14 protein-coding genes are annotated in these 13,777 nt (G+C 33.6%); 8 read left to right on the top strand and 6 right to left on the bottom strand.

Annotated elements, in window-relative coordinates; translation table 11 throughout:
• Positions 1 to 66 precede the first annotated feature (66 nt).
• The 3 genes from IRZ83_RS05695 to metG all read right to left on the bottom strand — a co-directional run bounded on the left by IRZ83_RS05695 (position 67) and on the right by metG (position 4,851).
• Positions 67 to 960, bottom strand: a complete 894-nt coding sequence (locus IRZ83_RS05695) for a DMT family transporter (protein ID WP_194567433.1) — start codon at positions 958 to 960, stop codon at positions 67 to 69.
• 232 nt (positions 961 to 1,192) lie between these two features.
• Complete coding sequence (locus tag IRZ83_RS05690) at positions 1,193 to 2,650, bottom strand: hypothetical protein (protein ID WP_194567431.1); 1,458 nt, start codon at positions 2,648 to 2,650, stop codon at positions 1,193 to 1,195.
• 143 nt (positions 2,651 to 2,793) lie between these two features.
• Entirely contained in the window at positions 2,794 to 4,851 is a 2,058-nt protein-coding gene (gene metG, locus IRZ83_RS05685; protein ID WP_194567429.1) for a methionine--tRNA ligase, read from the bottom strand.
• Between the two features lie 302 nt (positions 4,852 to 5,153).
• On the opposite strand from metG, the gene IRZ83_RS05680 reads away from it, so the two are divergent.
• Positions 5,154 to 5,381: a CDGSH iron-sulfur domain-containing protein gene (locus IRZ83_RS05680; RefSeq protein ID WP_115844953.1), complete on the top strand. Its 228-nt coding sequence runs from the start codon at positions 5,154 to 5,156 to the stop codon at positions 5,379 to 5,381.
• Positions 5,382 to 5,514: 133 nt separating this feature from the next.
• Positions 5,515 to 6,651, top strand: coding sequence for a DinB family protein (locus IRZ83_RS05675; protein ID WP_029271131.1), 1,137 nt, complete (start codon positions 5,515 to 5,517; stop codon positions 6,649 to 6,651).
• 41 nt (positions 6,652 to 6,692) lie between these two features.
• Here the strand turns inward: IRZ83_RS05675 and IRZ83_RS05670 are convergent, their stop codons facing one another.
• From IRZ83_RS05670 to IRZ83_RS05660, 3 genes are all read right to left on the bottom strand, one after another.
• Positions 6,693 to 7,595: a PhzF family phenazine biosynthesis protein gene (locus IRZ83_RS05670; RefSeq protein ID WP_194567418.1), complete on the bottom strand. Its 903-nt coding sequence runs from the start codon at positions 7,593 to 7,595 to the stop codon at positions 6,693 to 6,695.
• A gap of 62 nt (positions 7,596 to 7,657) precedes the next feature.
• A complete protein-coding gene (locus IRZ83_RS05665; protein ID WP_194567416.1) occupies positions 7,658 to 8,215 on the bottom strand; it encodes a YdeI/OmpD-associated family protein in 558 nt (185 codons plus the stop codon).
• 184 nt (positions 8,216 to 8,399) lie between these two features.
• Positions 8,400 to 8,753 carry a hypothetical protein gene (locus IRZ83_RS05660; protein WP_194567414.1) on the bottom strand — a complete coding sequence of 118 codons (354 nt, stop codon included), beginning with the start codon at positions 8,751 to 8,753 and terminating at the stop codon, positions 8,400 to 8,402.
• A gap of 397 nt (positions 8,754 to 9,150) precedes the next feature.
• Between IRZ83_RS05660 and IRZ83_RS05655 the strand changes: the two genes are divergently transcribed.
• The 6 genes from IRZ83_RS05655 (at position 9,151) to IRZ83_RS05630 (ending at position 13,360) form a co-directional block, all read left to right on the top strand.
• Complete coding sequence (locus IRZ83_RS05655) at positions 9,151 to 9,312, top strand: hypothetical protein (RefSeq protein WP_194567412.1); 162 nt, start codon at positions 9,151 to 9,153, stop codon at positions 9,310 to 9,312.
• A gap of 52 nt (positions 9,313 to 9,364) precedes the next feature.
• Positions 9,365 to 9,907, top strand: a complete 543-nt coding sequence (locus IRZ83_RS05650; protein WP_194567410.1) for a DUF4375 domain-containing protein — start codon at positions 9,365 to 9,367, stop codon at positions 9,905 to 9,907.
• A gap of 197 nt (positions 9,908 to 10,104) precedes the next feature.
• Positions 10,105 to 10,671 (top strand): hypothetical protein, encoded by a 567-nt coding sequence (locus tag IRZ83_RS05645; protein WP_194567408.1) that lies wholly within the window; start codon positions 10,105 to 10,107, stop codon positions 10,669 to 10,671.
• Positions 10,672 to 10,753: 82 nt separating this feature from the next.
• The gene (locus tag IRZ83_RS05640; RefSeq protein WP_194567406.1) at positions 10,754 to 11,116 is read left to right on the top strand and encodes a PKD domain-containing protein; all 363 of its coding nucleotides are present in this window, start codon (positions 10,754 to 10,756) and stop codon (positions 11,114 to 11,116) included.
• 100 nt (positions 11,117 to 11,216) lie between these two features.
• Positions 11,217 to 12,761 carry a patatin-like phospholipase family protein gene (locus IRZ83_RS05635; protein ID WP_194567404.1) on the top strand — a complete coding sequence of 515 codons (1,545 nt, stop codon included), beginning with the start codon at positions 11,217 to 11,219 and terminating at the stop codon, positions 12,759 to 12,761.
• A gap of 179 nt (positions 12,762 to 12,940) precedes the next feature.
• Complete coding sequence (locus tag IRZ83_RS05630) at positions 12,941 to 13,360, top strand: lipocalin family protein (protein WP_029271114.1); 420 nt, start codon at positions 12,941 to 12,943, stop codon at positions 13,358 to 13,360.
• Positions 13,361 to 13,777: the final 417 nt, after the last annotated feature.

The following is a 13,777-nucleotide window of genomic DNA, read 5'->3' as shown; positions in this document are numbered from 1 at the left end:
TGTTTCAGTTTTTTTTGACACAGATTATTGAAATTAAAATGATTTTCAAATCTGCATGAAACCATTTTAAATCAATTTCTTAGAAAAAAGCTTTTTTAAAGAAATAGTTTTATCGTAAAAAGTAATTCGGATTCCGAAAAGTAAAACGATTCCGCCGAAAACCATTTGTAAAGTTATTTGTTCTTCTAAAAACAACCAAGCTAAAATAGATGTAATTACAGCCTGGCTCAATAAACTTAATGAAACGCGGGTTGCGCGCATATGTTGTGTCGCATAACTAATAGAAAGCCAAGCGCATAATTGACAAATTACCGCTTGAAGCAAAAGTACAAACCAGCCCGTATTTGAAAATCCGGTAAAAGGTTGGTTTAAAGTATAACAAAGAATTCCTAAATAAATACTTGAAGCTAATAAACTAATAGTCATAAAAGACAAAACATCCACCTTTGAAAGTACATTTTTGCTGACCAAAAGATAGATCGAGTACAGAATTCCGGATAAAACTGCAAACAAAAAAGCCTGATTGAAATTCAATTCCATAAAAAAGCTAAAACCAACTAAAGTCACCATTCCGAATAAAGAAACAATCGTTCCGATCCAGAAATTAGTTGCCGGTTTTGATTTTAAAAACAAGAAAGAACCAATCCCAACCCAAAGCGGAGATAAATTTGTAAGCAACGAAGCCTGCGTCGCGCTTGAATCCTGAATAGCGATATTCCAGACCGCAACATCTGAGGCGAATAATATGCCACAAAGCGCTGCCAAAAGAATAAATTTTAGTGTTGGAATTTTAAAATTTTTGCTTAATAAAACATACGGCAAAAGTAAAATCACCGCAAAGAACATTCGATAAAAAGCCGAAATTAATCCTGGCGCTAGTTTAAGCTTAACCAATATTGGAAAAATCGATATGCAGAGTATACCGCAGATTAGAGCTAATCTTGGTTTTGTGAGTTTCATTATTATTCGTTATAAGATTCTCTTAAACGCCTTTTAAAAAACAAAATTGCGTCAATCAAGAATCCACGCAATTTATATAATATAAACAGAGTGATGATTATTATTCTAATTTTTCTGCTAATTGAAGTGTTGGAGGCACTTCTGGAATAGAAAAAACCAGAATATCCTATTGAATTAATTCTGGTTTGTTACTTTTTCTGTTATTTAAATGAACCTTTTAGAGGCAATAATATCAATCATTAAATTTTGTAATAATATAATTTTTTGCCTTTGCATCATAATATCCTAAATAATAAGAATCTATTTTGAATATGATTTGCGAAGAGGTATTCTCATTTTTATCCAGAAATTCACGAATTTTATCGAAGGCTAAGGGTTGTAATTCGCCTTTTACGTGATTGCCTTCTTTGTCAAATAAACCATCTACTTTGACTACCTTTCTAATGTTATAAGAGTTAAAACTATCCATCGTCGGATTAAAAATTACGGCGCCCAATAATGCCCCAATAAGTCCAAATTGATTCATTACCACTTGACCTGTTGGTTGCTGAGAGGTGTCAGAAATGCCTCCGAAAGTAATTCGGATATTTTCTCCAACACGATAACAGGCAACACCGGCATGTAAATTAGTAATCTTGCGAATAAATTGCGAAGAGTTCTCCAATACCTTTTCACCTCCTCCGATAAAATCATTTCCTTTTTGTGTGATTTCTGTGTTTTTAAATTCAATTGGTGCATCGGGAGTAGCAGAATATTCTTTTATCAAATTACCATCTAAATCTTTTATCGTAAAGTAAAATATCTCTTTTGATGATTTTATTTGATATAATTTATTGTCTATAAAAAATGAATTTGCATTTACTCTGATAGGATACCCTGATTCAGTGACATCAACTATTGAAGGCGATGTGACTATTTTTTCTGTAGCGGTAAAATTTTCTAAATCGAGTACAATGGCTTGTGTGTATTTTGGATTAGTATCAATTGTAAGTACAAGTTGCTTTTTGTTAAAGTAACATTTTCTCTTTTTTGTAGCCTCGTTCAACGAAGTAGGATTTTCGACATTCATATTATGCATCGAAAACGGCCATTCGTTAGGAAGAAAACTCTCTTCTAAAATACCATACAGATTTGTTTTGACAAACTTTTGCTTAAAAAAGTGAAAGTTGTCTAAGTTGAATGTTTTTTCTTTATAAACACCTTCTTTGTCAAAAATGTGCAGTTTTAAATTATTACTCTTTTTGACTACAGTTAGAATGTAAAAATTTTCATTTTCACTGAATTTCTGTAAAAATTTCTCTTCTTTTAATACCAGCGTATATTGCTGAGTAACGACTTTTTGGCTATTGAAATCATAAAGTTGAGTAAAAATGTCTTCGTAATCATCTGAAGACCAAAAAAGTCTTGTGTTGTCATTGTTGACATTGTAACCAATCATGTTTTTATACACTTTGGGATTGGGTCTTTCTGTCGAAATACTATCTACAATTTGCATTTTTTCGTTAAGATGAATAGCATTTACTTTTATCTTGTCACTAACAAATAATGTGACTTCTTTTTTTTCGTTGTTTATGGTTTGGAAAACACCTCTGTTTTTTTTTAATTCGAGAGGTGTAGAACTAACTATTTCTTGAGAAAAAGCTATTAAACTGCTTAAAAATAAAGAGGCTAAGAGTATTTTTTTTATCATTACAAATGGTTAAAAGGTTTAGTTTAGGCGAATATCTTATTTTTTTTCCAAACTTTATTAGGCGTAAGAAATTTTTTAAAAACAAAAAGCGTGAATAGATTGTCATCAATCGATTCACGCAATTTTATAGTATTTATAAAACGTTAGTTTATCGTCTCACCATTCGGTGCATCAGCATCTGGATTTACAAAAACTAGTTTTCCTTCAGCATTTGTTGTCATTAAGATCATTCCCTGGCTTTCAACACCACGTAACGCTCTTGGTGCTAAATTTGCCAGAACTGTAACGCGTTTACCAATAATTTCTTCTGGTGAAAAGCTTTCGGCAATTCCCGAAACGATTGTACGAACGTCAATTCCGGTATCAATTTTTAAAACCAAAAGTTTGTTGGCTTTTGGCATTTTTTCAGCTTCAATAATAGTTCCTACACGTAAATCCATTTTAGCGAAATCCTCATATTGAATCAAATCTTTTTGAGGCTCAGCTTTTTTGTTTTCAGCGATGTTTGCGGTTTTTGTAGCTTCCAATTTGTCTATTTGTTTTTGTATTTCTTCGTCTTCGATTTTTGCGAAAAGCAATTCTGCTTCGCCAATTTGGTGACCTTCAGGAATTAATTCTGAATTTTCAGCAACGTCATTCCAGTTCAATTTGCCTTCATTTTTCAATATTCTTGACAATTTAGCCGCAGTAAAAGGCAGGAACGGTTCAGCTAAAATGCTTAAAGCGGCAGCAATTTGCAATGCCACATACATTTGTGTTTTTACACGCTCCGGATTGTCTTTCATTACTTTCCAAGGCTCTTCGTCGGCAAGATATTTATTTCCTAATCGTGCAACATTCATCAATTCTCCTAAAGCTTCACGGAATCTGTAACGCTCAACCGAACTTGAAATCACGGCCGGATACGCTTTTAATTCTGCTAAAGTATTTTCGTCAACTTCTGATAATTCATTCGGAGTTGGAATATAACCGTCATAATATTTGTTGGTTAAAACCACAACACGATTAATAAAGTTTCCAAAAATCGCAACCAATTCGTTGTTATTTCTCGCCTGGAAATCTTTCCACGTAAAATCGTTATCTTTAGTTTCAGGAGCGTTAGAAGTTAATGCATAACGCAATACGTCTTGTTTCTCCGGAAATTCATCTAAATATTCGTGCAGCCAAACCGCCCAGTTTTTAGAAGTTGAAAGTTTGTTTCCTTCCAAATTCAAAAACTCATTTGCAGGAACATTGTCCGGCAAAATATAGCTTCCTTCGGCTTTAAGCATCGCAGGGAAAATGATACAGTGAAAAACAATATTGTCTTTTCCAATAAAGTGAACCAGTTTGGTATCTTCATCTTTCCAGTATGGTTCCCAGTCTTTTCCTTCGCGCAGCGCCCATTCTTTTGTTGATGAAATGTACCCAATTGGCGCATCAAACCAAACATATAATTTTTTTCCTTCGGCACCTTCAACCGGAACATCAATTCCCCAGTCAAGGTCACGGGTTACCGCACGAGGTTCCAATCCGCCATCAACCCAAGACTTTACTTGTCCGTAAACGTTTGGTTTCCAGTCGTTTTTATGTCCGACTAAAATCCATTCTGTTAAGAAATCAGTATATCTGTCTAATGGTAAAAACCAGTGTTTTGTAGATTTCAAGATCGGAGTTTCTCCGGTAATTGTCGATTTTGGATTAATTAAATCCGTCGCATTCAAAGTCGATCCGCAATTTTCGCACTGATCGCCGTAAGCTCCTTCATTACCGCATCTAGGACAAGTTCCAACAACAAAACGGTCAGCTAAAAACTGATCTGCTTTTGCATCGTACAATTGCTCTGTTATTTCTTCAATAAAATCACCATTCTCATACAGTTTTCTAAAAAATTCCTGAGCCGTATCATGATGAATTTTAGCCGAAGTTCTAGAATAATTATCAAAAGAAATCCCGAAATCAGCAAATGATTTTCTGATAATTCCGTCATATTTATCAATAACTTCTTGTGGTGTAATTCCTTCTTTTTTTGCTTTCATAGAAATTGCAACCCCATGTTCATCGCTTCCGCAAATAAATGCAACATCTTTTCCCTGCAAACGCAAGTATCTCGAATATATATCTGCCGGCACGTAAACCCCCGCCAAATGCCCAATATGAATAGGTCCGTTGGTGTAAGGAAGAGCCGCTGTAATAGTATATCTCTTTGGATTCTGTATCATAAGTCAATTTTATTGAGTGCAAAAATAAGCAATAGAATTGAGATTTTGTTATTTCGCCGAGATTCGCCAAGATTTTCGCCGAGATTCGCGGAGAATAAACACAGAGATTCACCAAGTTTTTAGTAAAGAATGCGAATTAATCTCGGAAAGTCACAGATTCGCAAAGAAAATTTAATCTGACAACCTTTGCGAACCTCTCTGTTGAAAACCGTCATAAAATAGAACCAGTTTAAACTAGCATTAGCATTAAAATCTTCAAAATATATTTCGCAATCTTTGCCTGAAAAAAACAAAAACAAGTTATGAGCAAGACAAAATTAATCATCAATAAAAACGGATCTATAAAAATAGAAGGCGATTTCGAAATTATGGACGCTGAAGGAACGGTTTACGGACTTCAAGGGAGATCTGCACTTGGACTTTGCCGTTGCGGATTATCTGCAAACAAACCTTTTTGCGATGGCGGACACCGTAACAATTTCGAGCACGATTCTATCGCGTTTGATTTGCCTCCTATGAAAACGAATTAATATTCTTTCAGATAAAATATCTTAAAACCGCATTCTAATTAGAGTGCGGTTTTTTTGTGCATTATTTTTTATAAAAGTAAGTTTTTACTTAAAGAAACAAATATTACATTTACTGCAACTTTAATTTCCAAAAATGAAAAAACTAATAATACCACTGTTATTTTTGTTTTTCAGCACCAGTTATGCTCAAACACAAAAAACGATTTCAAGTGATTGGACATCTTTCAATCAGACAATTGATATTCAGACTGCTGTTACGAAAAAATTCAAGGTAATTGCATCTGTTAAAGCCGAAACTACAGAGCCAACAGCTTGGGCTGGAGTATGGGCAAGAGTTGATACTAAAAATGATGAAGAAGGTTTTTTTGATAATATGCAGGACAGACCTGTAAAATCTAAAGATTGGAACTCCTATACCGTTGAAGGAACTTTAGATAAAAATAGTAAATCATTGAGTTTTGGAGGTCTTTGTATCAATAACGGAAAATTCTATTTTGATAAGTTCGAATTATGGATTGAAAATGATAAAGGTATTTTTGAACCTTTAACTGTTTTAAATTCAAGTTTTGAAACTGCTGTAAAGAATGGAGACATTCCGAAATGGAGTTTAGGAACTTCAAAAGAAGCCATTGTCAAAGTAAAGGAATATAAAATTACATCTGATAAATCAAGCGTTGATGGGAAAAGCAGTTTATTATTAGAAGGAAGCGGTATTAAACCAAGACCACAAGCTAGAATAGGAAATGTTGATGGAGCTTCTCCAAAGATCGCCGACATGATTTCGATGCTGGAAGATCTTAAATCTCGTGTTGAAAGAACGGTGAAAAACATGAGTCAGTATGAAATCGATTATCTCCATGATGAAGAGGCGAATCGAATTGGAGCTTTGGTGATGCATTTGGCTGCAGCCGAAAAATATTATCAGGTTTTTACTTTTGAAAACAGGGATTTTAATGAAGAAGAAAAGAAAATTTGGAACAACGCTTTAAATTTAGATCAAGGCGGACGCGACGAATTTAAAGGTCACGATATTCAATATTATTTGGACATTTATAATCAAGTTCGTGCAAAAACTATTGAAGAATTAAAGAAAAGGGACGATGCTTGGTTTGCCGAAGTTCAGTTAAAATACGACATGACCAATCAATATTGCTGGTTTCACGTAATGGAGCATCAATCGAGTCATTTAGGTCAGATTTTGTTTTTAAAGAAACGAATTCCGCCTCAACAAGAGCCACCAAAACCAATTAAACAAGGGATTAAAAACTAAAATATTATATATAAAAAAAGCTGCACTTAATGCAGCTTTTTTTATATATAAAGTTCACCTCGCATTGTAATAATAGAAGAACCGCCAACTAAAACATCATTTTGCCTGCACATTACTTCTATAAGCGATGCCTGGTTGAGTTTTACGCCTTGCAGAATTTTATATTCTTTATTTAATTGCGTGTATCTGTTTTTGGTTAAAAAGCCAATTAAAGGCCCAGCAGCAGTTCCTGTTGCAGGATCTTCTTCAATTCCGATTATTGGATTAAAAAATCGGGCTTCAACTATATGATTTTGATTTTCATTAGAAATAGAGAAACAATAAAACCCTTCAAATTGATATTCTTTCGAAATTTCAATCAAAAGTTTGCTGTCCGGAACACAATCATTTAATAATTGACTGCTTCGAACTGGAACCATAGTATGCGCTACTTCCGTCTGAACAACTGTTGGCACAAGCATATCGATTTCGAGATCTTCAATTTTAAAACCCAGCGCAATTGCTATTTTGTAAGTTGGTATTTGCTGTTTGATAACCGCTTGTTTTTGATGCATTTGCACAATCGGATATTGCGTAACAGTATCAAAACTTACCGTCAACGGAATTGGTGAATGTTTCATAATCACAAAACGATTGTTTTCGTCCTGCTCATCAAAAATGGGCATTTTTTTTAACAAAGCGCCACAGACTGCACCTAATAAATTATGTCCAGCACCGTCTATTTCAAATCCAATTGGCGTGAACGATCGAACATTTAGTGCTTTTTGTTCTTTTGAATAGTAAACAAATGAAGTTTCAGAATAACCAAATTCCTTCGCAATATTTTGATAGGTTTCTAATTCTAAATTGCCATCAGTAAAAACGACAGACAACGGATTTCCTTTGTAACTTTCATTTGAAAATACATCTAAAACGTAATATTGTAAGGCTGTTCTTTCTGTCATTGTTCTTCTTTTAGCTTTTTAACGGAATAAAGTTACTGTTTATTCTCAATTTAAATCAAAACTTACAACATTCGTTTTTGCTCAGCACTTATACTTATTGTTTTTTCGAGACGTGAAATTCTGGTTTTTTCTTGTTTCGCCGTCATAATCCAGTGAATCATAACTTTTTTGTAGGATGGCGCTTGGTTCTTAAAGTATTCCCAAGCTTTTTTATTTTCTTTAAATTGTTTCTCGAATTCTGCATCAAGAATGGAAGGTTCTTTTTCGTGCGAATAAATTCTGGATTTCGTTTCCGATCTTAATTCGAAAGCTTTTATGCCGGCTTCGTTCATCAATCCGGCTTTTGTGAGTTCCTCTATTTTTTTAATGTTGATAGCACTCCAAATGCTGGACTTTTTTCTCGGTGTAAATCGGATCGAATAACTTTCTTCGTCGATAGATCTTCGAATACTGTCGATCCAGCCAAAACAAAGCGCCTGATCTACAGATTCTGGCCAGGACATTGATGGCTTTTTGCTGTTCACTTTATAAAAACCTACTAAAAGTTCGGTTTCTTTTTGGTGATGCTTTTCTAGCCATATTCTGAATTTTTCTTGGGTTGGGAAGAAGGTTGGGTTCATTTTTTGGGAGGCTCATTGGTTTTTTGCTTTAGATTTAACATTTTGATAGCGCGGATTTGCAATCAGTGCCCATAAAATTATCAGGTTTGTTTATTATCGTTGAATTATCACTATCTTTTGCCGTTTATATTTGTACTTTTTGAATTATTGATCTCTTTTTTAAGCCATGCCAATTGTTGAGCAATTAATTTTCAAGAATTTCTTCTTTTTTTAAATCTGAAACGTGTACGATTTGTTCACAAAGGTTCACAAATTCAGACAAACCTCTTTTTTGTGTATCTAATTTAGGTGCCCAAAAACGATAACCTTTATTTTTTCCTTTTGAACCAAATTGAATTTCCCAAGTGCTTCCATCAAACCCATCCAAATAGGCTTTTTCAATGTTTATTTTGTCTAAAGAAATAGCTTCATCAGTAAGTCTTTGAAAAGTTTTAAGATCAATAGTTATAAATTTTTCTATTTTTCTATAGTTCCATTTAGGATCATTATTTGCGGGTCTGCTTTCTACAAATACCATTGCACTATCTTTGGTGGGCATTCTTCTAATATTTACCTTCAGCTCACTGTAAGGAATTCGTCTACTATTTAAATAAATAAATTCAATTTCGTTAATTTGTTAAGGTGCAGGTAATTCTGTTCTTTGACAGCTTAAAAATATTATTACTATTATTACAGAAAGGAAATTCTTTTTGATCATATGTAAGTTTATTTATTAAATAACGCTAAAATAATCTTTTTTAACTTCTAAAAATCTCACAAAATCAAATCTTCTTTTGAAAACGAGTGCGTTAGGGATAGCAGTGGAAAGCCCACAGCCTGACGAAGGAAGTGCGAGGACTTGAAGCGAATAGCCCGGCCCAGAGGGAAACGCCCAAAAAATATTTTTAATGTATCATTATTTCGCCGAAATTTGCAAAACAAACTAAGAGGAAATCATGGCAAAAGGACCCGAAAAAAATACCAAAAATAAGGCTTTGCATACCAAATTGCTAAATCGGAAAAAGGCTAAGCTTCGTGAGGAAAAAAAAGAGCAGGCATTGCGTTTGAAAGCCTTGGTCGCAAAGATGAATGAAAAAAAGGATAGTGACGGAATTTGATTCTGTTTTTATTTAACTGAAATTTGCAAAACAATCTCAAAAAACAAACAAAATGGAGGAATTTGGTAGAATAATAGTTTCTGAAACGGCGATGAATAGTGAAAATCTGCATGATATTATTCACTCAAATATTTCGGTAATCAATTTAATGCGCGAAGAAGGCGTCGATGACGAATTTATTCACGAAGATGCTTTATTGAGTTATTATCTCGATTATTATTGGTCGCAATATACTGAAGGAAATTTTGCGCAGTTTGTCTATAAATCAGGTTGGAACAAAGAACTAAACGAACTGCTGGAAGAAGGTTTAGCTTTGATTGGCGCCGAGAAACACTTGGAGTTGTTTCAGCAGCAAAGCAAAAAAGTAAAACTGATGAGCAGCGTAAAGCTGAATAAATTTGTAAGCGGTAAATTTGAAGGTGTAAATCCGGTTCGCGACTCTTTGAATAACGATACTTTTTATGAATTAGAAGAAAACTTGGTGACCCTAAATGCCAATTTCCTTAAAAATCACCCCGATTTCGAAGTGCTTTCTGTAGATGATATGTTTGCTGCGTTGGAAGAATTTGTTGGGCATGAGATTAAAAGAGCTTAATGTGAGTCACAAAGGGTCAGAGAGGGAAAGGTTCAAAGGTTTTGCGGGCTTCTCATGATCGGGCGGCAGCAAAAGAATAAAAATCTTTGCGAGTCTTTGCGTGACCTTAGCGCTATTTGCGGTCAAATAGTTCGACATAAAGACTTGTTTTTTAATTAATTGGCTTAATTTTAGTTCTATAAAATAAATTTTTATTTATGGAAGAACTAACGCACGTCAAATCGATTATCGGTATAATTCTGGGTTTAAGTTTAACGCATCTTATTAAAGGTTCGGTACTATTTATTCAGCATCCGGGTCGGAAGAAAATTTATTTTGTGCACTCGCTTTGGGTGTTTTATGTTTTTTTGCTGATTATTCATTTTTGGTGGTGGGAGTTTAACTTGAAGTTAATTCAGGAATGGTATTTTGCCGATTATTTCTTTATTATCTGTTATATTCTGATTTTCTATTTAATGTGTGCCATTCTGTATCCAGATGATTTAGTTGATTATACCGGTTACGAAGATTATTTCTATTCACGGAAAAATTGGTTTTTTGGTATTCTTGCGATAAGTTTTGGCGCGGACTTAATTGATACCGCAATAAAAGGAGGTGATTATTTTTTATACAATCAAACCGAATATTACATTCGAATTATAAGTCACATTATACTTTGCCTTTTGGCGATAAAAGTGCACAATAAAGTTTTTCATCGCTATTTGGCGATTGCTTTTATCGTTTATGAGCTTTCGTATATTTTGAGATTGTTTAATGTGGAATAAATGCTTGTTTTTGAGTGTGTTAATTTTAAAAATCGTTATTTTTGCTAGACACATTCATAGTACTAACTAATAAATCGGGATCATGAAAATTAAAGCTATCAACTTATTTGTCATCACAGTTTTAGTACTGAGTTTTTCTTGCAGCAAGTCTGATATTGAAAGAGGAATCGATTGTGTAGCAGAATCTACATTTATTAAATTAAAGCATACAGCAGACGCAACAAATACAAAAATCATCAATTACGAAATAGAATATACGGGTACTTATGCGCTGACATCAGTAAAATGGACGTTTGGCGATGGTACAACTCAAACCGTTTCTGGAAAAACCGTTTCACATACTTACGCCACCGGAGGAACATTTGCAGTAAAGGCAGATGTGACAATAAAAAAAGATAAACAAACCTGTACTTCGTCGCCAACAAAAAGTGTCACAGTTAATTAAAAGTTGTAATTGCAATTAATTTTTAAAACCCATTTTAGTTTCTTGTAACTTCGCATAAGCTTAAATATATTTTGAATTAAGAAATTTTAATGATTCTGAAATGAAATGCAACTGTTTTAAAGTGATTCTTTTTTTGTTTTGCCAAGTTCTAGTTTCGCAAAACAAAATCAATCTTTTTTCAGAGATCAACTATAGTTCAATTCCTGCCGTATCATTAAACGATTATAAATCGGTTCAGGAGCGAAATATCAGGTTTCAGAATCCAAATATTGCTTTAGGAATCGGTATTTCAGGAGGCGGGTCGCGTGCACAGTTTTTTAGTATGGGCGTTCTTTTAGGCTTAGAAGAAATTCAGGAAAACAATTTACAGCGCAACTTTTTAAACGAAATCGATTATTTTTCTACCGTTTCTGGAGGCTGTTATTCAGCAGCATATTATTTAACGATTCTGAAAAACAAACTCAATTACGACAATTGTACCTTCAATGAGTTTTATTTCTCCAAGGCCGATGCGTATAAAGATTATGTAGATAAATCGGCTACAATCTTATCTCTTCTAAACAATAGCCGAAACGAAAAAGGCGATAAAATATCCATGACGCAGCGATTAGACTCGGAGATTTTGCAATATGACAGCTCAAATCCTGAAAACCCAAATAAATTTGGAACCCAAATGCTGATGTCTGATTTTTTTATTCCGAAAGAAAGCAAAAAGAATCCTGACCTTCCAATGTTAGTCGCAAACGGAACGGCTTATAATAACGGAGAACGAGTTCCGTTTATGCCGCATATTATTCGCGGTTTAAGTTTAAATACGTCTTTGGCTCCCAATAAAGCTTCGATTCCGCTTGATCATAATCTTATAAATGATGGTTATGATTTTCCGGTTACGTATGCAATCACAGCAAGTTCTGCTTTTCCGGGTGTGCTGCCAAAAGTAAAATTTGGAGTAAAAAACCAAAACAAAATATTATGCATTATTGATGGAGGAGCTTCAGATAATACGGGCTATAAAACGCTTTTAGAACTTCTTTATAATGATACTAAAGTAGATAGCAAAAACAAAAGAGCGCTTTTTATTGATTGCTTGGGACAAGGAAAAAAAGAACCTTATATAAGTGATGAGAAAATTAAGCTGATTTCGTTGTTTGAAACGGCTTCTTTATATACCGTTCAAACCCGATACATGACTTTTGATCGTGATGTTGAGAATTTAATGGAACGTTATAAGATCCCGACTTCTAATTATCAGGTAATTGGTTTTACAACACTTCGCGATCATTTATTAAAACTTAAAAAAGATGAAAAATACGAAGCTCTGGTAGCCGAATTAAAAAACACTGATGATGATTATTCGAATTGGCTAAAGTTCTACACTAATTTTAGAAAAGAATTAATCGAAAGATTTGGTGAACTCAGCTTTACTAAAGACAAAGACGGAGAAGTGATTTTGGCTACTTTAAATAAAGAAAAATTCACATCATTAACCGCTAGCGAGATTCTTATATTATATGAATTTTCATCTCACGTTCAGACAAAATTGAGAATAGCTCCTGAAGAAAGAGAAATGTTGCTTCTGTCTGGTCGTTTGGCTTCATTTTTAAAAACAAATGAATTGAAGGAATTGCTTATTGAACGTAAGTAAACATTAACCAATTTTTAAACAGCTTTTGCGGATCTTTACGTAAAGCTTACAGTTCTTTGGATAATTTTATGAATTTACTTACGATTTTCTAATAATTATGTAAATGATCAAGAAATTTGTGTAACATTTCCCACAGCTTTAAAATTAATTTAGCACTATTAATTTTAAACAAATCAGACATGAAAATCAGAAGCTTATTACTCGCCCTTATCTTAAGCGTTGGCTTATTTACAACCTCTTGCAGCAGCGATGACAATGAAGGAGAAACATTAGTACCATTAGAAGGAAAATGGAAATTAAGTAAAGTTGGTACTTCTACAGGTGGTACTGAAACTTTAATTGATGCTCCACAAAATCAAAGTGGATGTGAAAAAGATTACTTGGAACTTAAATTAGATAACACTGTAATTGTTGGAGATTATGATTCAACAATTAGTGCTTGTGCAATAACAACACAATCAGGAATTTATTCAAGATCACACAATAATTTAACTACGGTTATAAATGGTGTAAGTAAAACTCAAGATATCGTAAATCTTACGCTTTCAGAATTGAAAGTAAAAGATGCAAACGGTGCAATCACGGTTTATACGAGATAATATTGATCTTATTGCTAAATTTCAATTTTTGAGAGGCAGCATAAAAACGGAAATGGCTTTTTAAAAGTTGTTTCCGTTTTTTTTATAGGATAATTTCGCAGAGATACACAAAGAGTCGCAAAGTTTCACGAAGAAATTTTAAAAAGCTTTGTGTATCTCTGTGTAATTTTAGTGCATCTCTGACAAATAACAATTTGCTTTACTTTGTTTTAAAATTCTTTGGAAAAGAAAATTACGCAAATTCACTAAGATTCACTAAGAATTATAATGTTTAATTTTGAAAAAATTTTGCTAATAGATGTTTTATCGCAGTCCAACGCTGTGAAATAACTTTTTCCGCACAAACTTTGTCTTATTCTTAGCAAACATTTCCTTAAATTTGCTTCCTTTATATAAAAATACTAGTTATAAAAACCA

The sequence above is a fragment of the Flavobacterium sp. JLP genome, from assembly GCF_015350755.1.
GTDB lineage: Bacteria > Bacteroidota > Bacteroidia > Flavobacteriales > Flavobacteriaceae > Flavobacterium.
This window is presented reverse-complemented; position numbering and strand designations above follow the sequence as displayed.

Coding starts and splice junctions, on each gene's coding strand:
- IRZ83_RS05665 (WP_194567416.1), bottom strand. CDS start 8,215: ATGAACCCAACCTTCTTCCCAACCCAAGAAAAATTCAGAATATGGCTA.
- IRZ83_RS05670 (WP_194567418.1), bottom strand. CDS start 7,595: ATGACAGAAAGAACAGCCTTACAATATTACGTTTTAGATGTATTTTCA.
- metG (WP_194567429.1), bottom strand. CDS start 4,851: ATGATACAGAATCCAAAGAGATATACTATTACAGCGGCTCTTCCTTAC.
- IRZ83_RS05695 (WP_194567433.1), bottom strand. CDS start 960: ATGAAACTCACAAAACCAAGATTAGCTCTAATCTGCGGTATACTCTGC.
- IRZ83_RS05640 (WP_194567406.1), top strand. CDS start 10,754: ATGAAAATTAAAGCTATCAACTTATTTGTCATCACAGTTTTAGTACTG.
- IRZ83_RS05655 (WP_194567412.1), top strand. CDS start 9,151: ATGGCAAAAGGACCCGAAAAAAATACCAAAAATAAGGCTTTGCATACC.
- IRZ83_RS05635 (WP_194567404.1), top strand. CDS start 11,217: ATGAAATGCAACTGTTTTAAAGTGATTCTTTTTTTGTTTTGCCAAGTT.
- IRZ83_RS05675 (WP_029271131.1), top strand. CDS start 5,515: ATGAAAAAACTAATAATACCACTGTTATTTTTGTTTTTCAGCACCAGT.
- IRZ83_RS05690 (WP_194567431.1), bottom strand. CDS start 2,650: ATGATAAAAAAAATACTCTTAGCCTCTTTATTTTTAAGCAGTTTAATA.
- IRZ83_RS05645 (WP_194567408.1), top strand. CDS start 10,105: ATGGAAGAACTAACGCACGTCAAATCGATTATCGGTATAATTCTGGGT.
- IRZ83_RS05650 (WP_194567410.1), top strand. CDS start 9,365: ATGGAGGAATTTGGTAGAATAATAGTTTCTGAAACGGCGATGAATAGT.
- IRZ83_RS05680 (WP_115844953.1), top strand. CDS start 5,154: ATGAGCAAGACAAAATTAATCATCAATAAAAACGGATCTATAAAAATA.
- IRZ83_RS05660 (WP_194567414.1), bottom strand. CDS start 8,753: ATGCCCACCAAAGATAGTGCAATGGTATTTGTAGAAAGCAGACCCGCA.
- IRZ83_RS05630 (WP_029271114.1), top strand. CDS start 12,941: ATGAAAATCAGAAGCTTATTACTCGCCCTTATCTTAAGCGTTGGCTTA.